The 24,131-nt window shown below is 40.4% G+C and carries 23 protein-coding genes and 1 other RNA gene; 9 read left to right on the top strand and 15 right to left on the bottom strand.

Translation table 11 applies throughout. The features are described from left to right. Positions 1-31: 31 nt before the first annotated feature. From ESV85_RS05180 to ESV85_RS05215, 8 genes are all read right to left on the bottom strand, one after another. Positions 32-1,099, bottom strand: coding sequence for a branched-chain amino acid aminotransferase (locus ESV85_RS05180; RefSeq protein WP_146915418.1), 1,068 nt, complete (start codon positions 1,097-1,099; stop codon positions 32-34). A gap of 41 nt (positions 1,100-1,140) precedes the next feature. Continuing rightward, positions 1,141-1,689, bottom strand: a complete 549-nt coding sequence (locus ESV85_RS05185) for a cob(I)yrinic acid a,c-diamide adenosyltransferase (RefSeq protein WP_146915420.1) — start codon at positions 1,687-1,689, stop codon at positions 1,141-1,143. Between the two features lie 61 nt (positions 1,690-1,750). Then, entirely contained in the window at positions 1,751-2,467 is a 717-nt protein-coding gene (locus ESV85_RS05190) for an ABC transporter ATP-binding protein (protein WP_146915422.1), read from the bottom strand. A 76-nt stretch (positions 2,468-2,543) separates the two neighbouring features. Then, positions 2,544-5,315 (bottom strand): hypothetical protein, encoded by a 2,772-nt coding sequence (locus tag ESV85_RS05195; protein ID WP_146915423.1) that lies wholly within the window; start codon positions 5,313-5,315, stop codon positions 2,544-2,546. Positions 5,316-5,332: 17 nt separating this feature from the next. Next, complete coding sequence (gatC, locus tag ESV85_RS05200; protein WP_146915425.1) at positions 5,333-5,620, bottom strand: Asp-tRNA(Asn)/Glu-tRNA(Gln) amidotransferase subunit GatC; 288 nt, start codon at positions 5,618-5,620, stop codon at positions 5,333-5,335. Between the two features lie 103 nt (positions 5,621-5,723). Then, positions 5,724-6,455 (bottom strand): lysophospholipid acyltransferase family protein, encoded by a 732-nt coding sequence (locus ESV85_RS05205; RefSeq protein ID WP_146915427.1) that lies wholly within the window; start codon positions 6,453-6,455, stop codon positions 5,724-5,726. Further along, the gene (locus tag ESV85_RS05210; protein ID WP_146915429.1) at positions 6,448-6,822 is read right to left on the bottom strand and encodes a cyanoglobin; all 375 of its coding nucleotides are present in this window, start codon (positions 6,820-6,822) and stop codon (positions 6,448-6,450) included. The genes ESV85_RS05205 and ESV85_RS05210 overlap by 8 nt, the downstream gene beginning before the upstream one ends. A gap of 22 nt (positions 6,823-6,844) precedes the next feature. Beyond that, on the bottom strand, positions 6,845-8,200 hold the full coding sequence (locus ESV85_RS05215; protein WP_146916126.1) for an NfeD family protein: 1,356 nt from the start codon (positions 8,198-8,200) through the stop codon (positions 6,845-6,847). Between the two features lie 251 nt (positions 8,201-8,451). On the opposite strand from ESV85_RS05215, the gene ESV85_RS05220 reads away from it, so the two are divergent. The 3 genes from ESV85_RS05220 (at position 8,452) to ESV85_RS05230 (ending at position 11,117) form a co-directional block, all read left to right on the top strand. Further along, positions 8,452-9,603: a LysM peptidoglycan-binding domain-containing protein gene (locus tag ESV85_RS05220; RefSeq protein WP_146915431.1), complete on the top strand. Its 1,152-nt coding sequence runs from the start codon at positions 8,452-8,454 to the stop codon at positions 9,601-9,603. 192 nt (positions 9,604-9,795) lie between these two features. Beyond that, positions 9,796-10,350, top strand: a complete 555-nt coding sequence (locus ESV85_RS05225) for a hypothetical protein (RefSeq protein ID WP_146915432.1) — start codon at positions 9,796-9,798, stop codon at positions 10,348-10,350. Then, complete coding sequence (locus ESV85_RS05230) at positions 10,350-11,117, top strand: TIGR02757 family protein (RefSeq protein ID WP_146915434.1); 768 nt, start codon at positions 10,350-10,352, stop codon at positions 11,115-11,117. The genes ESV85_RS05225 and ESV85_RS05230 overlap by 1 nt, the downstream gene beginning before the upstream one ends. Before the next feature lie 51 nt (positions 11,118-11,168). Here the strand turns inward: ESV85_RS05230 and ESV85_RS05235 are convergent, their stop codons facing one another. The 4 genes from ESV85_RS05235 to aceK all read right to left on the bottom strand — a co-directional run bounded on the left by ESV85_RS05235 (position 11,169) and on the right by aceK (position 16,772). Beyond that, the gene (locus ESV85_RS05235) at positions 11,169-12,386 is read right to left on the bottom strand and encodes an acetyl-CoA carboxylase biotin carboxylase subunit family protein (RefSeq protein WP_146915436.1); all 1,218 of its coding nucleotides are present in this window, start codon (positions 12,384-12,386) and stop codon (positions 11,169-11,171) included. Between the two features lie 2 nt (positions 12,387-12,388). Further along, a complete protein-coding gene (locus ESV85_RS05240; protein ID WP_146915438.1) occupies positions 12,389-13,816 on the bottom strand; it encodes a leucyl aminopeptidase family protein in 1,428 nt (475 codons plus the stop codon). 19 nt (positions 13,817-13,835) lie between these two features. Beyond that, positions 13,836-14,966 carry an alpha/beta hydrolase gene (locus ESV85_RS05245; protein ID WP_146915440.1) on the bottom strand — a complete coding sequence of 377 codons (1,131 nt, stop codon included), beginning with the start codon at positions 14,964-14,966 and terminating at the stop codon, positions 13,836-13,838. Positions 14,967-15,044: 78 nt separating this feature from the next. Beyond that, positions 15,045-16,772, bottom strand: coding sequence for a bifunctional isocitrate dehydrogenase kinase/phosphatase (gene aceK, locus ESV85_RS05250; RefSeq protein ID WP_146915442.1), 1,728 nt, complete (start codon positions 16,770-16,772; stop codon positions 15,045-15,047). Positions 16,773-17,088: 316 nt separating this feature from the next. On the opposite strand from aceK, the gene ESV85_RS05255 reads away from it, so the two are divergent. The 4 genes from ESV85_RS05255 to ESV85_RS05270 are packed head-to-tail and all read left to right on the top strand — an operon-like array spanning position 17,089 to position 19,964. Beyond that, positions 17,089-17,772 (top strand): hypothetical protein, encoded by a 684-nt coding sequence (locus ESV85_RS05255; protein WP_146915444.1) that lies wholly within the window; start codon positions 17,089-17,091, stop codon positions 17,770-17,772. 1 nt (position 17,773) lies between these two features. Beyond that, entirely contained in the window at positions 17,774-18,412 is a 639-nt protein-coding gene (locus ESV85_RS05260; protein ID WP_146915446.1) for an NUDIX hydrolase, read from the top strand. A gap of 56 nt (positions 18,413-18,468) precedes the next feature. Beyond that, entirely contained in the window at positions 18,469-19,722 is a 1,254-nt protein-coding gene (locus tag ESV85_RS05265) for a DUF819 domain-containing protein (protein WP_146915448.1), read from the top strand. Beyond that, positions 19,722-19,964, top strand: a complete 243-nt coding sequence (locus ESV85_RS05270; protein ID WP_146915450.1) for a (2Fe-2S) ferredoxin domain-containing protein — start codon at positions 19,722-19,724, stop codon at positions 19,962-19,964. Before ESV85_RS05265 ends, ESV85_RS05270 begins: the two co-directional genes overlap by 1 nt. Before the next feature lie 18 nt (positions 19,965-19,982). On the opposite strand, the gene ESV85_RS05275 is transcribed toward ESV85_RS05270, so the two are convergent. Beyond that, positions 19,983-20,660 (bottom strand): hypothetical protein, encoded by a 678-nt coding sequence (locus tag ESV85_RS05275; protein ID WP_146915452.1) that lies wholly within the window; start codon positions 20,658-20,660, stop codon positions 19,983-19,985. Positions 20,661-20,728: 68 nt separating this feature from the next. On the opposite strand from ESV85_RS05275, the gene ESV85_RS05280 reads away from it, so the two are divergent. Further along, positions 20,729-21,724 carry an acyl transferase gene (locus ESV85_RS05280; protein WP_146915454.1) on the top strand — a complete coding sequence of 332 codons (996 nt, stop codon included), beginning with the start codon at positions 20,729-20,731 and terminating at the stop codon, positions 21,722-21,724. 186 nt (positions 21,725-21,910) lie between these two features. Here ESV85_RS05280 and ESV85_RS05285 read toward each other — a convergent pair whose 3' ends face one another. Next, on the bottom strand, positions 21,911-23,068 hold the full coding sequence (locus tag ESV85_RS05285; protein WP_146915456.1) for a sigma-54-dependent transcriptional regulator: 1,158 nt from the start codon (positions 23,066-23,068) through the stop codon (positions 21,911-21,913). 17 nt (positions 23,069-23,085) lie between these two features. Then, positions 23,086-23,512: RNase P RNA component class A (rnpB, locus tag ESV85_RS05290), an RNA gene on the bottom strand. Positions 23,513-23,631: 119 nt separating this feature from the next. Between rnpB and ESV85_RS05295 the strand changes: the two genes are divergently transcribed. After that, positions 23,632-24,111, top strand: a complete 480-nt coding sequence (locus ESV85_RS05295; protein WP_146915458.1) for a PaaI family thioesterase — start codon at positions 23,632-23,634, stop codon at positions 24,109-24,111. The last annotated feature ends 20 nt before the right edge of the window (positions 24,112-24,131 follow it).

The raw sequence follows: 24,131 nt of genomic DNA on the forward strand, positions 1-24,131 counted from the left end.
AGCCTTTTTTTGCTAGTTAGAAACCAATTTTTTAGATAGTTATGATCCAATTATGTGGATCGGCTATTTCAGCATGTTTAATACCATCCAGCTCAGCTAGAACTCTAAAGGAAAATGCGTCCTCAGATTTTGCAGGAAGCATGTAATCTTTGCCATTTACATTGATTCGCTGTACATGAGCGATAGTCGCAGCTGTTCCAGTACCAAAAGCTTCTTCCAGTGATCCGTCATTTAAGGCTGTCTCGAGTTCTGAAACGGTTAGGAATCTTTCTTCCAAAGGTTCATTCCAATCCTTTGCCAATTGAATGACAGAATCTCTGGTGATACCTTTCAGGATGGTTCCTGTATTCGTAGGTGCAGTGATCAGCTTGCCGTTGATTTTGAACATGATATTCATAGTCCCACTCTCTTCGATTTTGCTGTGAGACTTCCCATCAGTCCATAGAAGTTGGTCGTAACCAGCCATTTGAGCTTGGCGTGCAGGATAAAGTGAAGCGGCATAGTTACCAGCTGTTTTTGCAGCTCCAGTACCACCTTCAGTAGCTCGGGTAAAAGTGGTTTCTACTTTTACACTTACTGGTTTGTTGTAATAGTTTCCTACCGGACAAGTGAAAATGATGAATTTGTAAGTATCAGAAGGTTTAACCCCGATGTAATCATCCGTAGCAAACATGTAAGGCCTCACATAAAGCGATGCTCCTTTAGCAGTAGGTACCCAGTCTCTTTCGAGATCTAGCAGTTGGGTCATTCCTTCCATAAAGATTTCCTCAGGAAGGTAAGGCATGCACATTCTTTCGGCTGATTCATTCAATCGTCTCCAGTTCGCATCCGCACGAAAGACAATGACTTTTCCTTCATCATTTTTGTAGGCTTTTAATCCTTCAAAAATTGACTGTCCATAGTGAAGTGTTGCGTTCGCTGGATTTAAACTAAGTGGTGCGTAAGGCACAATTTTAAGATCAGACCATTCACCATTTTTGTAATCCGCCACAAACATGTGATCGCTGATCGTGCGTCCAAATACTAAGTTGGAAAAGTCTGTTTCCGCTAATCTAGAGTTCTGAACTTTAGTTATCGGTAGGGCAAGTTGTGTCTTCATTTGTTTTGCCTTTAATCTGGCTGAGCCAAGGTAGCTATTAATTATTTTCTGGGATTCCAGATTACTTCATTTACATTAAGTTCTTGAGCCATCTTTCTGCATAGCACAAAGAGGTAGTCAGAAAGCCTGTTAAGGTATTGAATGACTAATTCGGAGACTTCTTCCATAGCTGCCAGCTCGGTTACTATTCTTTCGCATCTCCTGCAGACTGTCCTGGCCAGATGGCCAAAAGAAACAGAAGGATGACCACCGGGAAGTATAAACGATTTCAGAGGAGGAAGTGGTTTTTCCATTTCATCGATTTGCTTTTCCAGCATTTCAATGTCAGTTTCCAGCAAATCAGGCTTTTTTACATTCTGCTTGGCAGGGTCTGTGGCCAGATCTGCTCCAATAATGAACAGCCTGTCTTGAATTTCCTTCAAAACTTCAGCTCTCATCCAATTAACCTCTTGATCTCGGAGCATTCCAATGTACGAATTAAGCTCGTCCACGGTGCCATAAGCATCGATTCTTATATCGAATTTAGGAACTCTCGTTCCTCCCAATAGTGAGGTTTGTCCTTCGTCTCCTGTTTTCGTATAGATTTTCATCTTTTTGTCCTTGATTCCCTTGGGACAAAAATAAGAATCTATTTGAAATTATAAGGTGTGATTAGGCGTGCATTGCAATTCCTCTGGTAGGATTCGGGTTTACTGTGTCCGATTCTACCAATCCATCGCGCAATCTTACGATTCGGTGTGCGTAATGTGCAATGTCATCTTCGTGCGTTACCATGATTATGGTGTTGCCTTTGGAGTGTAAATCATGGAAAAGTTCCATGATATCGTGAGATGTCTTTGAATCCAAGTTACCTGTTGGCTCATCGGCAAGGATAATACTTGGAGTATTTACTAAGGCTCTGGCAATCGCTACACGCTGCCTCTGACCACCTGAAAGCTCATTTGGGCGGTGCTTAGTTCTATCTCCAAGTCCTACATTTGATAGAGCTTGAAAAGCAATATCTTCTCGATCAGATTTGCTCATACCTGCGTAGACCAATGGAAGCGCTACGTTTTCTAGGCAGCTTGCTCTAGGCAGAAGGTTGAACGTCTGAAATACAAATCCAATTTCTTTATTTCTAATTTCTGCCAATTCATTCTCGGTCATGTCAGATACATCCTTATTATTTAAGACATAAGTACCAGAAGTAGGTGTGTCTAGACAGCCAATGATATTCATCAACGTTGATTTTCCCGAACCAGAAGGCCCCATGAAAGCTACATATTCTCCTTTATCTACTGAAATGGAGACAGACTTGAGTGCTTGAATAATTTCAGAACCCATTCTGTATGTTTTGTTGATTTCGTTGGTTTCTATAATTTTCGTCATGGCTGGGGGTTTTGCTAAAGTTAATATTTTGGGATAGAAAATAAATTTCCGCTTACACAAAAAACGTTAATGGAATTCAATAGTTCATGTTTTGGAGGAGTTCAAGCTCTGCTGGACTTACCCATTGTTTTAAAATCTCTAAGGATTCATTCGCATAAGTATCAAGTCCACTCTCTCTGGCTGCCTTGATTTTTTTTATCCAAAGGATAGGGTCTTGATTAAATTCAGTAGCTGCATTCAATATTTCGTATTGAGTAAGTGGATCAGTATTTATATCTACTGCGCTAATTATCAATGGACTAAGGTATGGATTTGCAGTAAGTTCATTGCTAGCCTTTACCCATGAAATAAATGAATTTACAGCATCGATATTCTTCAGGTCTGGATTGTTTACGAATGCTTTAAGTTGTTCTTGCGGGCCAATTATGTCCGCAATATATTTTTCTAATTCTTTTAAATCTGCTGATGCTAGGCCATGTGCTTTGAATACAATTAGACGAATTGCTATGTCCGTTTTCAATTCATTTTCAGGAAGTGTCCGCCATTGAAGCAGTATTTTTTGTGGCAATGTCTGGTGAAAACGACCGATTATATTCAAATACTCATGAATAGTAGTGTCCTGATTCGATACGTAGCTAGGGAGTCGAATTTGATATTTTTCTCGAATTTCTACTGCTTTTTCAGGCATTCCTGCCAGTCCAAAGATACTCCAGTGATGTGTGCTGAATCCTTGAAAACCTTTGTCCTCGGCAGCTATAAATTCATTGGCTGCTTTTTGAAAATCCAGGTTTTGAGCTAAAATACTTCCCGAAAGCTGCAAATAGTAAGCAGCATCATTGGGGTTTCTAAAGGCCAAACCATTTAGGTTTTTCACCGCCTCAGTCACTCTTCCAGCCGCCAAACTTCTAATTACGGCGGTTTCTTGAAGTGACATTAGGTAGTCTAGCATTTCAGGTTTTTGCCCCAGACTATCTAAAAACGCAAGATCTGAATTGGGATCATTTCTGTTGATCTCAGACATCAGGTTTCTCCATCCTGCATTAATAAGCATAGGAGAGGTCTCATCCTGCAATTTTCCTTTAATGGATTGGACCAGTTCTTCTGAAGGAATATTGGCCAAGGCATTTGATGCTGCAAGTTGATTGAGTTGCGAGATCAAATCTAACGGTTTAGTTAAATTGACTTCTGGCTGCCCAAGCTTGGTTTTTAAAGCGGTCAGGTTAGAATTCAAAACTGGATCATCACTTTCGGACTGAGACATCAATTCCAATGCTTCAGCTGACTTGTTGACCTTGGTATAAAGCAAACTTAGATTGTTAACCAAGTGTGGCTCGTTTGGAAAAATAGTGAGACCTTTTTCCAAATAATATATCGCATCAAACACTTTGTTTTCCAAGTGAAGTCTTTCGCTCAAAAGCAAAATATTATCTACTTGTGGAGCTTCTGTAATGCTTTCTTCCAAATTCTGCTTTGCCAAGGTAGGCTGCTTCAGATCTAACAGTAATTTGGCAGTAGCAAACTTGGCTTTAGGGTTTTTGCGGTAGCGCATCCAGGCATTTTCATATAAAATACTGGCCTCAAGTTTCTTGTCAATTTGATAGTAATAATCCGCAAGAATATTACTCGTCATACCGTTAGCCTGAACTCCTACTATTCCCTCAGCATAAGTTGTAATGACCAGAATTGTAATTAATCCACCTATCCTAACATGATAATAGACAAGTGAATATGGTTTGTAAATTATTTTGTCAATCGCCTTACCTGAGTTCATGACCGCCATGAAATTTGCCATTAGGTAGATGAAGAAAAATAAAGAGAACCCAAACTGCGAATACACAAGAAGATGTTTAAAAAGTTCTTCCCCAGGTTGATTTCCTGAGAGTTTCAATTTCCAAACAAGCCATAATGAGAGACCGAATCCAATTAAATGAAGTGCTTTAATGACAGCAGAAGTTGACACTAGCTCCTCACTTTGATCTACTTTTTCTCCAACAGAAATCCATCCAAATATCCCTAGTGGTATTAGGAGGAATAGTGCGGAAAATACCGGGAATGGAAAATTTAAATCTCCCTGCAAGTCCAGGAGAAGAATGAAAAGTGTGACTAAATAAATCAAAGCTATGAAGCTGATTTGAACAGTTATGTTCACATTGAGATTACGATTTGCTCTGGCAAGCAAAATGTAAATCCCGGAAATTATTCCGTGACCGTTCCAAAATATCCAAGCAAGTGCTAGACAAAAACCAATAGTAAGACTGTGCTCAGCAAGATAGATTTCTGGACTTGTTATTGGGCTTTGAATGATAAGTATAGCAAGAGCAGAAAATGTCCCTGCAAAAATCGTTATCCATTTGATTACTAGATGTGTTTTTTGGCCCCAAAGGTGAAAATAGATCAACGGAACCAGTGTCCCCGTCAGAAGAATAATCAAGGGATAATTAGCACTTTGGCCTCCGATATTTAGGCCATTAAAATTGCTTAGTGTGAGTAGTGCTATCCAAATAATGCCCCCAACAATGAAGAACACTTTTTTGAACTCGGTAAGCAAAGCCAAAACTGAAACTACTCCCAGCCAGACTATGCCGGCATAGATATAGGATTCGGTTAGATGGATTTCAGGGGCTAAAGCTTGGAATTCCTGGAAAACCAGGTAATTATCTACTTTAATTGGAAAGGAAATAGGTCCAATCTGAACCCAGTCAAATGGGATTGCAATGGTATCCAGAAATGAGCCTGCCTGAATATTGATATAAGGTTGAGGGTCAAAAATCAGGTAATACAGCGCAAAAAGCCCTCCTGAAATTATGAATAGGAGGGCTAAGATTTTAAATACTAGGGAGGTTTTCAATGTGTTTTTCAAAAGTGCTATTCCATTACTTTAGGTACTCGGAAGTAGTCAGAATCTCTTTTAGGGGCGTTTTTAAGCCCAGATTCATGGTCCAGTTGATGGCCTACTTTATCCTCACGCATCACATTCACTTCGGATGACATGGTGGTCAGAGGCTCTATATTGTCTGTATCAATTTCATCCAATTTTTCTACCCAGTCGAGAATTTGACTCATGTCCTTCGACATTTTCTCAGCACTGCTTTCGTCAAATTCCAGCCTCGCTAAGTGCGCGATTTTCTTGATTGAATTAGTATCTATTTTCATATGATTATAAATTGTTTTTTAAAGGCCATCCCGATAGCTATCGGGAGGAATCTCGCAATTCTGCAAATCATTCTTCTTTATAACTCTTGGTCCTTGCTCGATTTCATGTGTTTAAATTGTCTAGGGCGAGTTGAGTCTGGATTACTTGGAAGCATTCTTCTTTCAAAGCCTTTTCAGAATCAAAATTATCAGGAAACAATGGGTCATGGAGAACCATTTTAGCTGATCTCCAATGAAACAGAAGTTTCCCGTCATCGGGTAAAATTAGATGATTATAGGATAAAGTGACAGGGATAATGGGGATTTGTTTGTCTTTAGCCATTCTGAAAGCCCCGTTTTTGAATGGAATCATCTCAGGAGGATTTTTGGTAAAGATTCCCCCTTCTGGAAAAATGATCACTGAACTTCCTGATTCAAGTGCTCGGTCAGTGCGTTTCATCGTTTCCGCTCTACTTCTCAATCTATCCCTATCCACTGCAATATGAAGATTCTTGAAATAATAGCCGAAGAGTGGCGCTTTCCGAATGGAAGCTTTTCCTACAAAAAGTACATCTCCGGGAATGAATCCCATCATGGCAATATCCAAGTAACTGAAATGATTTGCCAAATAAATGTAGGGTTTGCCTTTTTCAATCTTCTCGCTTTTCTCAAACTTCACAGGAAGGAAAATGCACGTAAAATATCCTCTTGCCCAGTAGCGATTGATTCTTCTGCCGTATTTGTTCCAACCAGGAATCCAGATACAAATCAGAATAAAAGGGAAGATTATAAGAAAGCTAAGGATGAAGATTATTGAGGCATAGATCGAATACAGCCTTGCAAGAAGGTTATTCATGATTGATCATATGGTTAGCAGCCTTGACAAAATAGCTCATCATGGCCTCCCGAATATTCGTTTCTAGTTCAACTTGATCCAGCGCCACTAGCATAGCATTCATCCAATGATCACGCATGGCAGCATCTATTTTCCATTTGGCATGCCTCATTCTCAGTCTTGGATGGCCTCGCTGCTCAGAGTAAGTCTCAGGGCCTCCGAATACTTGGAGTAAAAAGAGAAAAAGACGCTCTTCAGCTGGAGCCAACTCATCCGGATACAGCTTTTTCAAAGCATCATTTTTGGAAACTTCCTGATAAAAATAGGAGGTAAGTAAGCGGATTTTTTCTTCGCCGATCAGGTCGTATATCGTCTGAGAGGTATTCATGGGGCAAACTTACCAATTTCTGTCAAGCCTCCCATTTTTTCACTTTCAGCGAAGTGCCTTCAGTAGAAATGACAATGATATTTTCACCCTGATCAATAAATTCTCCTCGGGAATATGCGTCATAGATGTCTCCATTTATTTCGATTTTTCCACTTGGTCTTAATCTAGAGTGAACCACGCCAGTTTGACCTTTTAGGGTATCTGCATAGAAAGATGAAGTGTAGCCATCGCTTCTTTGCTGAGTAGTGGCTAGCGTGATAGTTTTGAATGCTCCCCATTCATTTACTTTTGGTGTAAGCCAAAAAACCAATCCTACGGAGGCTATTGCAGCAATTATTACGGTGAGCAAAGCTCCAAAGAGATCTGCGGCCGGTACAAATTCAAAGTTGAAATTCTGATTAGGGATCATACCTAGTACCAATCCTGTCAAAATCCCGATGATGCCCAATACGCCGAAAATTCCAAAACCAGGGATAACAAAGAGTTCTACCGCCAATAAAATCACACCTATAAAAAAGACTAAGATCTCCCAATTTTCAGCCAAACCATTAAGATAGTATGGGATGAAATAGAGAAGCGCTGCTATTACGGATGCTAGAATAGGGAAACCTATGCCTGGAGTTTGCAACTCAAAGTATAAGCCGCCGATAATGATCAGGATCAAAAACCCACTTACGGCGGGATTTAAGAAGAAGGCGATTATTTGTTCTGCTACATCTGTTTCGTATTCAATAATTTCGGCATCTGCAAGGTTTTGAGATTCAAGAATTGCTTCAATTGAGTCGTATTGACCTTCGCTAAAACCGTATTTTTCAGCCTCGGAAGCAGAGAAAGTAATCACAGAACCAGCTTCTGATATTCCTTCGATCTCGATTTTCTCATCTACCATCGCTTCTGCTATTTTTGGATCTCTACCCTGCGCTTCAGCAGTACTTCTCATCATCGAACGCATGTAGGATTGGTATTTGTCAGGAGCCGCAGCTCCATCCGTTCCGTTAACTACAGTGGCTGCGCCTATACTTGCACCAGGTGCCATGTAAATACTGTCCGTAGCTATGGAGATCAATGCGCCTGCTGAGGCAGCATCCTTATTTATAAAGACATAAATAGGGATTGTGGAATTAAGGATCATTGTTCGTATGGCATCTGCATCGTTTACAGCTCCACCATACGTATCCATGTCAATTATAATCAAATCAACATCGTCTAATTCGGCTTTTTCCAGCGCTAGTTTCACCCTACGTGTCATGGCAGGATCAATATCCGTGTCGATTTTGAAGGTGAAAACCTTCTTGTTATTACCAGTATCAGTTTGGCCTAGAACCAGTTGAGAAGAAAGTAGGAGTAAAAGTAGTAATGAGCTAAAATAGATTTTCATTTTTGGATTGCATGTACGAATGATAAAAGATACGAAATACCCATAAAAAGTGATTCTTTTCTTCACTTAGCTGTGATTTATTGATGGAATATTCACTTATAAATTCCGATTCTTGGACTATTCTTCGATCTTTGCTTGGAATACAGGATGAGTAATGCTCGATTTCTTTTCTAGCATAATTCTTGCCCCAATTGACTTTGGAAATTAATCTTGTATTTCTAATTCGTTTACTCCCAACTCAGTACATCCCTATGAATAATAGATCACAGTTTTTCTGGTCCTTTCTTCTTGTTTTCACACTTACTTCTTCATTATCAGTGGCTTCCGAGCTTACTTCTATCGATTCGGTTGGGGTGCAGCGTATCGGAGATCAGTCTTACATCCTACATGAAGTTGATCCAAAGGAGACTCTTTTCGGGATTTCACGCCGATATCAAGCAGCCGTAAGTGATATTGTCAATGCTAATCCTGTCTTGAAAGAGGGGTTGAAAATTGGCCAAACGATCAAAGTGCCTTTTGTTTCAATGGCTGAGCTTCCTGCAGGTTCTGTATTGCATAATGTAGTTCCTGGCGAAACACTTTTTTCTATTTCAAAGAAGTATGGAGTATCTGTAGAAAGTGTGATGAAGGAGAATGGTCTGAAAGGCAATGACCTAAGTGTAGGACAGTCCTTGATTATTGAGCCGGCTGTTCCAATTGCTGTCGCAAAAGAACCGGTTGTTGCTGTTACTACCACGGCCACGACAGAAGTTAAGACTAAAGAAAAACCTACTAAGAAGGTTGAGGAAGCTCCGAAAGTAAAAGAGAAAGTTGAGACTACTCCTAAACCTGAAGCGGTAAAAGCTGCAAATCCTGAGACAGTTTCCAAAACAAGTAAGCCAATGGTGCCTGGTGAGTGGAGATCTCATACTGTTCAAAGTGGAGAGACACTTTTTTCTATTGCAAGTCAGTATTCAGCTCGGGTTGAAGACTTGATTACATGGAATGCATTGACGTCAAATAACCTGCAGCAAGGCCAAGTATTGAAAGTGGGTCGAGGAGCAATGGAAGAGTCTACTGTTCCAGTGATCGGAACTCCAAGAGTTGTTACCAGTGTAGATGAAATGATGGTGGAGCCTGCAGATGCTTCTGGAGGGTTTAAAAACATTAAAGAAACAGGCCAAGCTGAACTTATTGAAGGTACAGGCGGGCATAAAAAATACTTAGTGCTTCACAGAACTGCTCCAGTCGGTACGATCATGAGAGTGAAAAATGAAGAGAATGACGTGACTATTTTTGCTAGAGTAGTAGGTACGCTTCCACAAACTGGCGACAATAGTAAATTAGTGATTAAGCTTTCTCAGGCAGCATTTGATCAGTTGAAAGCTGTAAATGGAAGATTCCCTGTAGAAGTGATGTATTAAGAAGCTGGAAGACCGAAGACAGGAGACAGAAGTAGCTTTCAAATGAACGACTACAATGTCCCCAACACACTTATATTTAGAAGACCGTCAGATTTGGCGGTCTTCTTTCGTTTTGAACCTATAGTTTACTCCTTAGGTTTTAAGAGGGAATTTTGGTTTCCGCAAAGCCACTGCTAATTTTGCATTCCAGCTATGAATAAAGTCCAACTCATATTCCACCACATTTTCCGATTTATCTGGAATTTGATTTTTATTATTTCTTATCCGATTTTGGCAAGTTTTGGCTTGCTGTTTATTGGTGTGACTTATGTTTTTTCTTTGCTTTCCAGATTCCTGAATAGACTTCGTCCTGAAGGTAAAAAGGTTGTTTTAAAAGAGTCAGAATGGGAAGATTTGCCGTACTCGGGAGATTTGTTGGAGGCCAAATTGATCAAACAAATTGTATTTGGACCTTCTGGATTCAAGTTTAGAAGAAAAGATGGAGTGCCTTCGGTTCTCTCTGATTTTGTTTTTGGTAAAAAAGTAAGAGTACTCGAAGAAGGTTATATTTTGGAAAAGTGGAATAGTACTGATTCTAAGGATTTGCCGGATTTTGATATTTGCTTATATGATCCTGATGAGGACTCACTTCGCTCACTTACGAATATCAAATGCTTTGACTGGCACGTTTCAGAGAAAGTAGAAAATGAGTTGTGCTTCAAATGGTTTGATGGTACGCAAGGCGGGGAAGTGAAAGTTGCCCTTTGATGCAAAACCTCAAGGATTTTTTAGACGAGAAAGTTGAGCAATACAATCGTCCAGGGTTTATCACGCTTGATCCAATATCAATTCCACATCGATTTTCCAAAAAGGAGGATATTGAAATTTCTGGTTTCTTTGCTGCTATTTTGGCTTGGGGGCAGCGCAAGACAATCATTAATAAATGCATAGAATTGTTTCAGATGATGGACAATTCACCGCATGACTTTTTGCTGAATCATCAGGAAGATGATCTGAAACCGTTTTTGAACTTCAAGCATAGAACCTTCAATGACATCGATACCTTATATTTCATCCACTTCTTAAGTTGGTTTTACAAAAAGCATGATTCACTTGAAGAAGCTTTTTTATTGGGTCAAACGGGCGAAATAGATGCTATGCAATCTATTTTGACAAGATTTCAGGAATTCTTCTTTTCCATTCCAGATTCTCCACACCGCACCCGAAAGCATATTGCTACACCAAGTCGTAAGGCTGCATGTAAGCGTATTAATATGTACTTGCGTTGGATGGTGAGGGATGATGATAAAGGAGTCGATTTTGGGATATGGAAGAAGATCTCACCCTCGCAATTGATTTGCCCTTGTGACTTGCATGTGGATAGAGTAGGGAGGAAGCTTGGAATGATCACCAGAAAGCAAACGGACTGGCTGACAGCTTTAGAACTGACACATAAACTTCGTGAATTTGATGCCACTGATCCTGTCAAATATGACTTTGCTCTTTTTGGGCTGGGAGTGGAAGAGAAGTTTTGAGGGCTGTCTGATTTAGTCTATAAACCAGACAACCTTTATTGGATAGCAGACTTAATGAAACTTCTTAAGCTCAGGAGCATCTGCCACTGTAGAAAACTCTCTTGCAATTCGCTCCGCGTAGTCATCCAATAGTTGCATTACTCGATCCTGATTTTTGGACTTCACAATCAAGCCCGCATGGTATTCAAGTGGAACTCGAAAGTAAACTTCAGGATCATCGAAACTACTCAAATCAGGATGTTCAAATTTGGAAAGTGTCAGTAAGATTCCTGCATAGTTCTTTGCAACTTTCGGTAGTTTGTAAGTATAGCTTTTAGCGAGAGAATCTTCAATTTTAGCCCATTCTGCCCAGAGATTGATGTCTGTCGCAGCTTCTACCATTTCTGCCAAATGTGCTCCACCTACACGGGAGGACGTTTCTAGGAAGTAAATTTCTCCATCCTCACGCGATTTGATGAATTCTGTATGAGTAGCTCCTGACTTCATGCCGAATGCTTTCATGATCGCAGCATTCGCTTTTTTAATGGCCTTTTCATCTTCAGATCCGTACTTCAAATTCGCTGAGCGAAAGATCCCACCACCTTGAGAAATTTCCATCGGAGTAGATAAATATTTCGAGACCGAGCAGAATAGGCTTTTCCCATCTAGCATTAATCCATCAGCATGATATACATCACCTGGTTTGAATTGCTCTACTAAATAATAGAGCCTGTTATCTCCTAATTCATGGATGTTTTCCCAAAGAGAATCTTTGTCGTGCACCTTAATGATTCCATGTGCAGAAGCTTCAGAACGAGGTTTGAGCACCCATGGAGCAGGGATGTGATCTGCGAACTGATTGATATCATCGTCATTGAATAGCGGAGCAAAAGCTGGAACTTTTATATCAGAGTCATGTGCTTTGATTCGCATGGCGAGCTTGTCGCGGAAAAATCGCCCCGTAGTCTGACCCATTCCTGGGATTCTTAGATTCTCACGGAGATAAGTGGCTTTTTCCACGTCATAATCATCAAGAGCTACGATGCTTTCGATTTTATGATTTTTCATCAATCCACCGACGCCTTTCATCAAAAGCTCAAGATCCCAGTCTAAATCCTGACCAGGCATGTAGAAGATCTCATCTATGTATTCAAAGGCCCAGGGCTTGTTTTTCAGTTTTTCAGAAGTGACTAGAAAGACTCGATTGCCTTGCTTTTTCAACTGAGTTAAAAATGCATTTCCCTTGAAAAAATTAGAAATGCAAAGAAAAGTCTTGCTCTGATCGCCCATAATTACAATTGATTTTCGATGAATTTAAGTAATAATTGCACTCCAAAAGCAGTCCCTGACTTGGTTTTGGCAAATTCACTATCTCCAAAAGCTACACCTGCAATATCCAAATGAGCCCAAGAAGGATGTTCATGGATAAATGCCTCCAGAAATTTGGCGGCTGTGATGGCGCCGGCAATTGGCTTGCCGTGATAATTTTTGATATCTGCGATCTCAGAGTCCATCTCAGATCGGTAGCTTTCCCACATTGGAAGTGGCCAGACTTTTTCACCAGACTGCATTCCAGCTTCGCGAAGTGAATCTGAAATAGCATCAGAATTAGAGAATAGGGCTCCACATTCATAGCCGAAAGTACCAACACTACTTCCAGTTAATGTTGCCAAATCGATTAGCTGATCCACTTGGTAGTTTTTAACCAGATAGGAAAGGCCATCAGCCAAGATCAAGCGACCTTCGGCGTCCGTATCGATCACTTCTATGCTCAATCCGGCATGAGACCCTATGACTTCCGAAGGGAGGTAAGCATCCTTATCTACTGAGTTTTCTACTGCGGGAACAATGGCGGTGAGGTTAATAGGAAGTTTGAGAGCAGCAATAAGTTGCGTGGCTGCGAGAACAGCTGCCGCACCGCCCATGTCAGATTTCATATACACCATTCCCTGAGTTTTGATATTCAATCCACCAGTATCAAAAGTGACTCCTTTACCAACCAAACCTAAATGAGATTTGGCCTCAGGATGTCGGTACTCCATGATGATGAACTTTGGAGCTTTTGCACTGCCGCGAGCAACAGCCAAAAAAGCATCCAAACCTTCAGATTTGGCTTTTTCTTCGTCAAAAATAGTTACCTCAAAGCCATGTTCTACCCCTTGCTTCTCAGCCCAATTTGCTAAGTATTCTGGAGTAACCACATTAGGAGGAAGGTCAACTAATTTGAATCCTTCAATCTTTGCAGCTGCAATTTTAGCAGCTCTATCGAGTGTTTTTTCTAGTCCTTGTGAGGAGGAAATGACATTGATTCCTAAGTTTGAGAAGTCTTTCTGACTTTCTTTCTTCTGCTTAAAAAAGCCAATGTTGTAGGCTCCAAGCTGAAAACCAACCAGAGCACTTTCAATCAATTCTGAAGAAAAGTCATCAGAGAAATCAATAGTAACAGAAGTTTCTACCAGTTCTTTGTTTTTGGAAAGCACTCTTCGGAATGACTTTTCGATGCTAGCAACATCAGTTTTTTCTCCCAATCCTATAACTAGGATCAATCTTCCGTTGATTTCCAATTGGTAGGAAGTATCCTTTTTTCCAGAGAAAAGAGATTTGCTAACCTCGTATCCAGAAAGTTTCTCTTTGAGGATTGCTTCTGGATTTGCGCCCAAAACAGGGATGATCAGAAGCCCTGCTTTATTACTAGTATCTGTATGAATAGTGAATTGCATAGTGTGTTGATTTCGCTGATTAGTCTTCTTTATTACTGAAAAATAGCCATTCTATGGCTTTTGGGAACTCATCACTCCAATAGGTCTCGTTGTGTTTGCCCTCTTCATTGATGCTGAGATGAACTTTCATTTTCCCTTTTAAACTCTCTCTTTTGAGCAAGCGTTTGCGGAATTTGAGAACATGTTTCACCATCGTTTCACTTTCATCGCCGCCGGCATAGAGATATAAGCGAGTTTCTTGAGGTTCAAAAATATCTAGAAAGCCCAGTTTGATTTTTGGAATGACCCAAAGCGAGGGCGAAAAAACCATCAATTTCCCAAACACCTCCGGATAAATCAGACCTGAGAAAATGCTCACCAAACCTCCCATGGAACTGCCACCGATTCCAGTGAATTCCCGCTCAGTCTTGGTGCGATAGGTTTTGTCTACAAATGGTTTTAGGGTATCGGTGATGAACCGAATGTACTTTTTGCCACTTCCAGCTCCAAGCACCGTTTTTCCTACGTTATATTCCTGCAGACGCTCGGATTCACCATGTTCTACAGCGATTACAATGATTTTTCCAATTCCATAGTCAGACATTACAGCCAGTTTCTTGTCAATCTGCCAACTGCCGAATGCAGCATTTTCGTTGAAAAGATTTTGAGCATCATGCAGGTAAAGTACTGGATAAGTTTCATCGCTACTGTTATAATCGTGCGGTAGGAGTGCCCAGACTTTGCGTGTCTTATTGAGTTGCGGGATTTCAAATTCTTCAGAAATCAAACGGATAATCGGTAGTTGACTTGGACGATAGGGTAGCCAGTTTTTACGCCATTTTGCTACTTTTTCGACTTTAGTGTCCTGATCGTCATTCCAATATCTATTAGGAGTTCTATTGCCATACCGATCGATCTCTACTTCTGACCAATCACCTTTGGTGAATTTATAAATAAGCTCTTTTTCAAATTCTCCGCTTGCAGGAAATGTAAATTCATACTTTCCTTTGGAGATTTTTTTCATTAGAAAACGACGATCCTGAGTTGCCCAATTATTGAAATTACCTGAGATATAGACAGGCCTTTCGTCGTCAATAGGAGTAGTCAGAATTATGGTTTTCGTCTTCGTGGCTTGTAGGGTGTTTATATTCGGTTGTGATTCAGAATTCATTCAAATGGGTGATTAGGGGCTAAACCCAGATTGCAAAAATAAGGGTTGCAGACATACCAATGAAAAAAACTTCTGTTCTTAAATCTTTTCGTCTGGTCGGAAACGAATCTCGTCAGGATAGGGGAAAGCATGAATCAGTTCACCAGCAGCAATTCTTTGCTGAACGCCTTGCCAATAAACGGGATCAAAAAGATCTTTGTGATAATCCAGAAAATGATCCTTGATATCTTTTCTACCTATCATCCATCTTTTGAAGTCTTCCGGGAATACGTCATTTTTCGCAATGGAATACCAAGGCTCTGGAGCATATATCTGTTCATAAGTTTCAGCTTTTGGCTTGACCCGGAAATTCATATCCGTCAGAAATTCTATTTCATCATAATCATAGAAAATCACCCTTTTTTGGCGTGTAAGCCCAAAGTTTTTTGTCATCATGTCACCAGGGAAAATATTTGCCTGAGCCAGTTGTAAGATAGATCTTCCATAGTCTTCAGCCGCTCTCATTCCTTCTTCAGTGCTGCAGTGTTCCAAGAATAGATTTAAAGGTTCCATTCTACGCTCTGTATATAAATGCTTGATAATTAGATGAGAGTCGGTGATTATAAGATGAGAGTTGGTAGTCTTTCGAAGCTCTATCATCAATTCAGTGCTGATCCTACCAATAGGTATTTTGAAGTATTCAAATTCGTGTGTGTCTGCCATTCTTCCCACCCGATCATGTAGAGAAACCAGTTTGTACTTGCCACGGACTTCTTGTCTAGTCATGGTTTTTGGAGGTTCAAAATGATCCTTGATCATTTTGAAGACAATGTTCAAGGATGGTAAAGTAAATACGGTCATTACCATTCCTTTTATTCCCGCGGCAACTTCGAATTGATCATCACTAGCTTCTAAATGATGGAGGAAATCTCTGTAAAATAAGGTTTTGCCATGCTTATTGAAACCGATGGCATTATATAGTTCGTGAATTTTCTTGTGCGGGATTACTGAGTTGAGAAATCCGACTACTTGGGATGGGATTTCGGCTTCGACCATGAAATATGATCTGGTAAAGCTGAACATGCTGCTCATCAGGTTGGGATCGAAAATCAGCGTATCCACGAAAACTCCTTTTTTCCCATGTACCACAGGGATGATGAAAGGCATCCATTTATGTCCCAGAAAAGTCCTTCCTATTAAATAGGCGGCCTTATTTCGGTAGAAAACGGATTTCAAAATCTGAGTTTTCGTCTCTGGGCCAACCCTGTATCTAGTTAGAATAACTTTTTTAACACTGGCTATTAAGAATTTGATATCCTGTTCCTGATCCATAAATGGAGCTCCAAAGTCATAATCGTCGAGTATTTGCCTGATGTTCTTTTCCAGTCCAAGGAATGAAGGGTAAGTTCTAAGTAGTTCTTCGGACTCTCTCACTGTACAGGAGTCAAATCCCTCCATGACAAACATTAGGTCCTCATCGATTGTCATCTTGGGAAATGCCTTTCTGATTACCGAATTGAAAAATGTTTCTGCCAGTTCGAGATCCGGCCTATTTGCAATTAGCAATTGGTACTCAGACTTTATTTTCATCCAACTAGAGGAATCAGATGCCTGATCACCAAGCATTTCATTACACTCTTTTGCAAGCGGGAATAGTAAATCCTTATAAAGCCGAAGCCGTTGCTTGTTATTTAAATGTGTTGCGTGCCAGGCTTTTTCGCTGAAATATTTTGGTGCCAATCGTGTGTAAGTATTGAAAAGCTCCATATAAGTCATGAATCCAGTTTCAATTTTCTCAGCTAATTGTTTCGGAAGTGTTAAGGTCATAAAAGTTTATTCGCTGAAGCTTAATAAAAAGCTCAATTTTAAATGAAAATATTTTTGGCGTTTGCTAAGATATAATTTCATTGATTTTTAAGGGTTTATCTCGGGAAATCTTTGGGGAAATAAAATTTCGAAAATCTTTCGCAATCGATTGTTTGGAGTATATGAAAACATTTTATAATTTTCGCAGGTATTCATAAAACGAATATCTACAATAGGTTTAATAGGTTTGAGAGCAGGAAAAGGTTGGGTCAATGTCCCAACCTTTTTTGATTTTTAGTCGCCAAGACTTAGCTTAACCTTCTCAATTAAAACTTCTATGGGGAGTCCAAAATTCACACTTACTTATTTTGCAGCTTTTAGCGTCGCTTTAGTCTCACTTTTTGCTTGTGACACTAGTGAAAAGAGTACTAATGAGCGAATCGAAAATGTTTCGCTCGACGAAGAAGAACTAGATAAAAATAGATCTCAAATTGATTTGGCACTTGCGCAAAATAAAAATTGGTATACGCACTGGAGTAGTGATCTAGGAATATTTGATGCCTCCCAGTTTGAGTTGGTGATGACAGATACCATCGATCCCATGGAAATGCCTGAACGTAATCCGATTCTCAAGGGTGACCCGTTGTTTCCGTATCAAATGCCTCATCCAACCGGGAACGGGACGATGGATATCTATAGCTATAAGGTCGAGGCGCAGGATGCTATTGATGCTCCGTTCCTCAATCCAGATTCCGAAGTCGTTTGGTACAAGGAAGATGGGATGAAAGAACGCTTACTTTTTATGGGACCTTCGGGTATGTTTGAGGAAGGGCTTTGGCTGAGCGAAAGTGAATTTTTAGTCCTTGGATTTTTTCAGGAAGAAGCTGGTTATAGGCCAATGGCTTGGCTGATCAATGTTGATAATCATTCTCTGAGACAATTTCAGATGAATAAGGTTTCAGAATCTTACGTGCCACAATCTTATATCAATTCAAAAATCAAACAGGTAGATTTGGGGTAATATGGATTTTGAAAGCGTGCTGAATTTGTTGGAAAATGGGATGAAACATCCTTTGCCAGGCAAAGAAGCGCAACTTTCTATGTCTCCAAATCCTGTGGATATGAGAAGGTTTGACCCAAAACTTCCAGATAATCATAGAAAAGGGGCTGTATTAATATTGCTTTACCCTTACAAAAACAAAGCATTTTTTCCTTTGATCAAAAGGCCAGTTTATCAGGGAGTTCATAGTGGACAGATTGCATTTCCAGGTGGGAAGATGGAGGAAGAAGATGAAGATGAAGTGGATACGGCACTTCGGGAAGCCTGGGAAGAGGTAGGTATTATGCCTGAGCAAGTCAAATTGATTGGTAGAATGAGTGATTTATTTATTCCTACCAGTAATTTTTTGGTTAGTCCTGTATTGGGTTATTCGGAAGTGGTTCCAGAGTTTGTTCCTGAAGAAAAAGAAGTGGCAAGAATTATACAAGCCGCTGTCAGTACACTCTATGAACCCAGTATTCGCAAGCAGAAGATCCTAGAATTCAGCAATAATTTCCGCTTGGATACACCCTATTTTGAAGTAGATCAGGAGATGGTCTGGGGAGCGACAGCGATGATTTTAAGTGAATTGCTACAGATTCTCGAAAACGGAAAGCTTTAGACTCTGGGCTTTTTGGACAATTGTTGGTATTGTTGCAATCGATTATCCCAGATATAATGGAAGAAAATACCCCCTTGCTTACAAATGATGCTGTAGTTTTTGGATTGCTTATGGCAATTTTGGCTATAATTTTTGTCACCTCAGCTAGTGATAAACCTTTTTGGCAGAAATTCTACGGTGTTGTACCCACTGTTTTGCTCTGCTATTTCATACCTGCGCTTGCCAATTCCTTTGGGTTGATCTCAGGCGAAAGCTCTTCACTGTATAAAGTTGCCAGTAGGTATTTGCTTCCTGCTTCCTTGGTATTGTTTACGATCAGTATTGATATTAAAGGGATTTTGAAATTGGGACCTAAGGCGCTGACTATGTTTCTGGCAGGAACTGTTGGGATCATGCTAGGCGGTCCACTGGCATTGTTGACTGTAGGTACATTATTCCCTGATTTATTGGGAGGTAGTGGTCCAGAGGAAGTTTGGAGGGGATTATCTACGATTGCGGGTTCTTGGATAGGAGGAGGAGCGAATCAAACTGCTATGTTGGAAGTTTTTGGGCCTAGTCCAGCGCTTTTCAGTCAGATGATTGCTGTGGATGTGTTGGTGGCAAATCTCTGGATGGCCGTATTGCTTTACTGGGCTGCAAAGCCTGAGAAGATAGATAAGTTTTTCAATGCTGACAGTACCAAAATTTATGAGCTTCGTGATAGAATAGAAGAGTTCAGAAAGGGAATCATGAAGATCCCAAGCCTATCAGATACTATGATTATTCTTGGTGTTGGCTTTGGTGTCACAGGAGTGGCTCATTTAATTGCAGATTTTCTTGCACCATTTATTGGAGAGAATTATCCCAATCTGAAGCAGTTCTCTTTGGATTCAGCTTTCTTTTGGATAGTTGTAATCGCTACTACCGCAGGACTATTACTGTCCTTCACTAAGGTTAGGAAACTAGAAGGCGCCGGAGCTTCGCGTATGGGAAGTGTTCTGCTATATGTATTGATCGCTACCATAGGGATGCAAATGGATCTAGGAGCCGTCTTAGATAACCCACTTTTGTTTGTCGTTGGGATAGTATGGATGTTTTTCCATATCATCATCATGCTTATCGTAGCATTTATTATCAAAGCTCCATTCTTCTATGTCGCAGTAGGATCACAGGCAAATGTTGGCGGTGCGGCATCTGCCCCTATAGTAGCGGCAGCTTTTGATGCATCACTCGCGCCAGTTGGCGTGCTTTTGGCTGTATTAGGATATGCTGCGGGTACGTATGGTGCGTATCTTTGTGGCTTGATGATGCAGGCTATTTCGGGAGGATAATGAAACACACAAGGAAACTAGTTTTTATATGCAATGGATCCGATTGTAAGCAAGGCGGGGCTAAAAAATTATATAAAGAGCTGAAAGGTCTTACTGATGTACCACCGCTCAAAGGGAGCTGTAAATTCATCAAAACCAAATGCATGGATATGTGTAAAACAGCGCCAAATGTGATAGTGGGTGATCATTTCTGCAAGAAGACAACTGCTGATAAAGTATTGTCACAAATAAAAAAGTCCTGATTTTCAGGACTTTTTGTTTTAGTTAGATGGTCTAGTGATCTGTTTAAGCGTCACTTCAGGACTGGATACTTCATTACTTCGATTAAGCGCTCTATCCTGTATTGATACATCTATTCTTATCGTATCTGTTCTGAAAATAGATTCCCAGCCCGATGATAGCATTCCGTAACTGATATTTCCTTCTACAGCTTGACCCACTTCAGAGGTAAGGATTCTTGGAAAACGACCATTGAAAGTGGTATAGAATGGAGGGTCTTGCCATTTGAATTCTTTGAACTGACCATTTCTCTTGATAAAGAACTTCAGGAAAATATTGAATTGGTTTGGGTTTTGTTTTACCCAAATAGTGTCTTTGACAACCTGGTTATTTACAATCGGATCCACTAGCCAATCAATAGGATTGTAAGATGGAGCCTCCGAAGGTCTGGTACTATAGGTAATCAGCTCTCCCGTAGAATTCCTCTGAAAATCCACATCTTGAAAAGGAGGATCATCATCCGTAGCTGATAATCCTAGATCTCCTTCGGCATCTTGAAAATCAATTCCGATAATCAGGGAATCTGCACCTGAAGTTGGCGCGTATTCTATTGATTCAAAGACAATTTTAGGGACTGAAGGAAAATTATCAGGTGGATTGATACAGGCAGTTGCGAGGATCAGCAAAAAGAATATTCCTAAATAGCTTTTTAAACGCATAGGGTGAAAGTAAATTTACCACCAAATTAAACCATTACTTTGGTACGATTGATGCAAAATATAAAACGATGCAGGATTTTAAAAGTTTTTCGAGTAGGCTAAATAATTTGAAACCGGATGTATTTGAAAATCTTGCGTTAGAACTTTTTCATTTTCAAGCTCAGGCTAATTCAATTTACAAGAAATACCTAGAAGCTCGTAACATAAATACGCAATCGGTGAAATCCTTGGATCAAATTCCATTTTTACCAATTCGCTTTTTCAAAGACCATGACGTGATCTCTGCCCCGAATGCTACAATGAAAGGATACTTCTCCAGTAGCGGAACTACGGGGATGATTACGAGCAAGCATTATTTCTGGTCTGAGAGCTGGTATCAGCAACATGCACAACAAATCTTTGAAGCTAAGTATGGAGAGTTAAAGGGGTTCCATGTTTTGGCACTCTTGCCTGCTTATTTGGAGAGAAAAGGAAGTAGCCTAGTGAGCATGGCGGATCATTTTATCAGAGAAAGCAAATCGGAGCATTCTGGGTTTTATCTGTACAATCAGGATGAATTATTGAAGAAAATGGAATTGCTGGCTAATGATGGACGAAAAGTATTATTACTAGGAGTCACTTTTGCCTTGTTGGATTTGGCCGAATCTGGCAAAAAGTTCGCTGCACCATCAAACCTTATTGTAATGGAGACTGGCGGAATGAAGGGGAGAAGAAAGGAGATGATTCGCGAAGAAGTTCATGATATTCTCAAACCATTTTTCGGTGTAGATGCTATCCATTCTGAATATGGAATGACGGAGTTGATGTCTCAGGCTTATTCCAAAGGTCATGGGAAATATACCTTACCCAATTCCATGCGCGTTATGCTTAGAGATGTGAATGATCCGCTTTCACTTTCTCAGAGATCACAGGGAGGAATTAACGTGATTGATCTCGCTAATTTCCATTCTTGTGCATTTGTCGAAACCCAAGATTTGGGTAAGTATGATGAAAATGGAATGTTGGAAGTGCTAGGAAGATTTGATAACAGTGAAATCCGTGGTTGTAATCTCTTGGTGCAGTAATTGCTATCTTAATATTAATTGGACATATTTGAACAGAACAAAAATCACGACATGAAAAAATTAGCCACTGCAGCATTATTAATTGGGATTTTAGCCTTGGGAGCTTGTGCTTCCAGCAAGCCATGCCCAGCTTACGCGAAAGCACCTACATCTCAGGACGCCAATAGCTAAAAAAAATACGCTGACTTAATAGTCAGCGTATTTTTTTATATCCTCTAGGCTAATTTCAGGTTCGCCCAAAATCACCAATCTCTCTACTACATTTCTTAGTTCCCGGATATTCCCAGTCCATGGATAATCCTGCAATTTCGCCATAGCGGCTTTACTGAAGCTTTTTGGCGCATCTCCATTTTCCTGTGAGATATCATCCAAAAACTTATTTACAAGTAAAGGGATATCATCTTTTCTGTCCTTCAAAGCAGGGACTTGTATCAGGATCACACCAAGTCGGTGGTATAAATCCTCTCTGAATCTATTCTCCTCAATCTCTTTTTTCAGATCCTTATTCGTAGCGGCCAAGACACGCACATCCACTTTGATGTCTTTGTCCGAACCTACACGATTGATCAGATTTTCCTGAAGAGCACGTAATACTTTGGACTGGGCTGAAAGTGACATGTCACCGATTTCATCGAGAAATAGTGTGCCACCTTGAGCTTGCTCAAATTTACCTTGACGCTGCTTATGAGCTGAGGTGAAGGCTCCTTTTTCATGTCCGAAAAGCTCACTTTCAATTAACTCTGAAGGAATAGCAGCACAGTTCACAGCTACAAAAGGATGGGCAGCTCTATTGCTTTTGGCATGCACCCAATGTGCCACCAGTTCTTTACCTGTTCCATTTGGACCTGTGATTAAGACTCTGGCATCCGTGGGAGCGACCTTTTCAATCGTTTCTTTTACCTGTTGAATGGCATCAGATTCCCCAACCATGTCCAGTTTTTTGGAAAGCTTCTTCTTCAAAACTTTAGTCTCTGTGACAAGATTCTTTTTGTCTAAAGCATTTCGAACTGTCAGAAGTAAGCGATTAAGATCCGGAGGTTTGGGGATAAAGTCGAAAGCTCCTTTTTTAGTGGCTTCGACTGCAGTTTCAATACTACCGTGAGCGGAGATCATGATGAATTGAGGAGATCTGTCCAATGCCTTAGCTTTTTCCAGAACTTCAATTCCATCCATTTTAGGCATTTTGACATCGCAAAGAACTAGATCGTAATCGTCTTCCTGCAATTTTGCCAAGCCTTCCTCGCCATCCTGGGCTTCAGTAACAATGTATTTCTCGTATTCTAAAATTTCGCGTAATGTAGCGCGGATGACTTTCTCGTCATCGATGATCAGTATTTTCGACATAGTTTCAATATAAAATAAAAAAGTGCAAGTCTATAAGCCGGGTCCTGTTTCCTCTTCTATTTTCAGAATTGGTTTCTTGTCATTTATCTAGTCCCGATTTCACAATCGGGATCAATCGATCTACCCGTTCCGCATAAAAGCGAGCAACTTTTCTCGGAACTTAATCCGACGCGGAACCTATTTGATCTTTCAACCCATAAGGTTTGCCGTGCCCCTGACATCACTGCCAGAGCGGTGGGCTCTTACTCCACCTTTTCACCCTTACCCTTCGACAAGCTCAGGGCAGGCCCCGAAGTCTAATGGCGGTATATTCTCTGTTGCACTAGCTGTAAACTGACCGTCACCAGTCAGCCTCCTTCCCGTTAGGAAGTATGGCGCTCTATGTTGCCCGGACTTTCCTCCTCCTCACTATTACCATGAGACGGCGACAAGACGACTTGCACGTTGCAAAGAACGTTAAAATCTTGCTATCAGTTTTAAAAATGTACGATAGTAAACAGCCTAGGAGAAAGGTGATGCTATAAGTCGTTCTTTTTCTGTGGCTTTTGACTTATCTTTTTCGAATGGATAGTAGCAAAAGCAAGAAGTTTAGGAAAATGATCCGAGCCGTCAATTGGTATCCACCATATCTGTTTTCAGGAATTAAGGTGATTGATTATGCAGCGGATTTTTCTATGTTTCGCACCAGACTCAACCTCACCTGGTTTAATAGGGATTTGATGGGAACAGCTTTTGGAGGCTCGCTCTATGCTATGTGTGATCCATTTTTCATGTTTATTTTACTGATTCAATTGGGAGAGGAGTATATCGTCTGGGATAAAACGGCGAGCATTGAATTTCTAAAACCCGGGAAAGAAACTGTTTATGCAGAATTTAAGCTTTCTCCTTCCCAAATTGATGAGATAAAAATAACTGTGGATCGGGATGGAAAAGGAGTGTTCGAATTTCCCTGTGAAGTAACAGATGGCGTAGGAAACATAATCGCAAAGCTCACCAAAGGTGTATACGTTCGAAGAAAAGACTTTGTGAAGCCGAATGCCTAGCTTTCGATTGCTTAACTTTG

This window comes from Algoriphagus aquimarinus (assembly GCF_007997215.1).
GTDB lineage: Bacteria > Bacteroidota > Bacteroidia > Cytophagales > Cyclobacteriaceae > Algoriphagus > Algoriphagus aquimarinus_A.

Coding starts and splice junctions, on each gene's coding strand:
- ESV85_RS05180 (WP_146915418.1), bottom strand. CDS start 1,099: ATGAAGACACAACTTGCCCTACCGATAACTAAAGTTCAGAACTCTAGA.
- ESV85_RS05185 (WP_146915420.1), bottom strand. CDS start 1,689: ATGAAAATCTATACGAAAACAGGAGACGAAGGACAAACCTCACTATTG.
- ESV85_RS05190 (WP_146915422.1), bottom strand. CDS start 2,467: ATGACGAAAATTATAGAAACCAACGAAATCAACAAAACATACAGAATG.
- gatC (WP_146915425.1), bottom strand. CDS start 5,620: ATGAAAATAGATACTAATTCAATCAAGAAAATCGCGCACTTAGCGAGG.
- ESV85_RS05205 (WP_146915427.1), bottom strand. CDS start 6,455: ATGAATAACCTTCTTGCAAGGCTGTATTCGATCTATGCCTCAATAATC.
- ESV85_RS05210 (WP_146915429.1), bottom strand. CDS start 6,822: ATGAATACCTCTCAGACGATATACGACCTGATCGGCGAAGAAAAAATC.
- ESV85_RS05215 (WP_146916126.1), bottom strand. CDS start 8,200: ATGAAAATCTATTTTAGCTCATTACTACTTTTACTCCTACTTTCTTCT.
- ESV85_RS05220 (WP_146915431.1), top strand. CDS start 8,452: ATGAATAATAGATCACAGTTTTTCTGGTCCTTTCTTCTTGTTTTCACA.
- ESV85_RS05225 (WP_146915432.1), top strand. CDS start 9,796: ATGAATAAAGTCCAACTCATATTCCACCACATTTTCCGATTTATCTGG.
- ESV85_RS05230 (WP_146915434.1), top strand. CDS start 10,350: ATGCAAAACCTCAAGGATTTTTTAGACGAGAAAGTTGAGCAATACAAT.
- ESV85_RS05235 (WP_146915436.1), bottom strand. CDS start 12,386: ATGGGCGATCAGAGCAAGACTTTTCTTTGCATTTCTAATTTTTTCAAG.
- ESV85_RS05240 (WP_146915438.1), bottom strand. CDS start 13,816: ATGCAATTCACTATTCATACAGATACTAGTAATAAAGCAGGGCTTCTG.
- ESV85_RS05245 (WP_146915440.1), bottom strand. CDS start 14,966: ATGAATTCTGAATCACAACCGAATATAAACACCCTACAAGCCACGAAG.
- aceK (WP_146915442.1), bottom strand. CDS start 16,772: ATGACCTTAACACTTCCGAAACAATTAGCTGAGAAAATTGAAACTGGA.
- ESV85_RS05255 (WP_146915444.1), top strand. CDS start 17,089: ATGGGGAGTCCAAAATTCACACTTACTTATTTTGCAGCTTTTAGCGTC.
- ESV85_RS05260 (WP_146915446.1), top strand. CDS start 17,774: ATGGATTTTGAAAGCGTGCTGAATTTGTTGGAAAATGGGATGAAACAT.
- ESV85_RS05265 (WP_146915448.1), top strand. CDS start 18,469: ATGGAAGAAAATACCCCCTTGCTTACAAATGATGCTGTAGTTTTTGGA.
- ESV85_RS05270 (WP_146915450.1), top strand. CDS start 19,722: ATGAAACACACAAGGAAACTAGTTTTTATATGCAATGGATCCGATTGT.
- ESV85_RS05275 (WP_146915452.1), bottom strand. CDS start 20,660: ATGCGTTTAAAAAGCTATTTAGGAATATTCTTTTTGCTGATCCTCGCA.
- ESV85_RS05280 (WP_146915454.1), top strand. CDS start 20,729: ATGCAGGATTTTAAAAGTTTTTCGAGTAGGCTAAATAATTTGAAACCG.
- ESV85_RS05285 (WP_146915456.1), bottom strand. CDS start 23,068: ATGTCGAAAATACTGATCATCGATGACGAGAAAGTCATCCGCGCTACA.
- ESV85_RS05295 (WP_146915458.1), top strand. CDS start 23,632: ATGGATAGTAGCAAAAGCAAGAAGTTTAGGAAAATGATCCGAGCCGTC.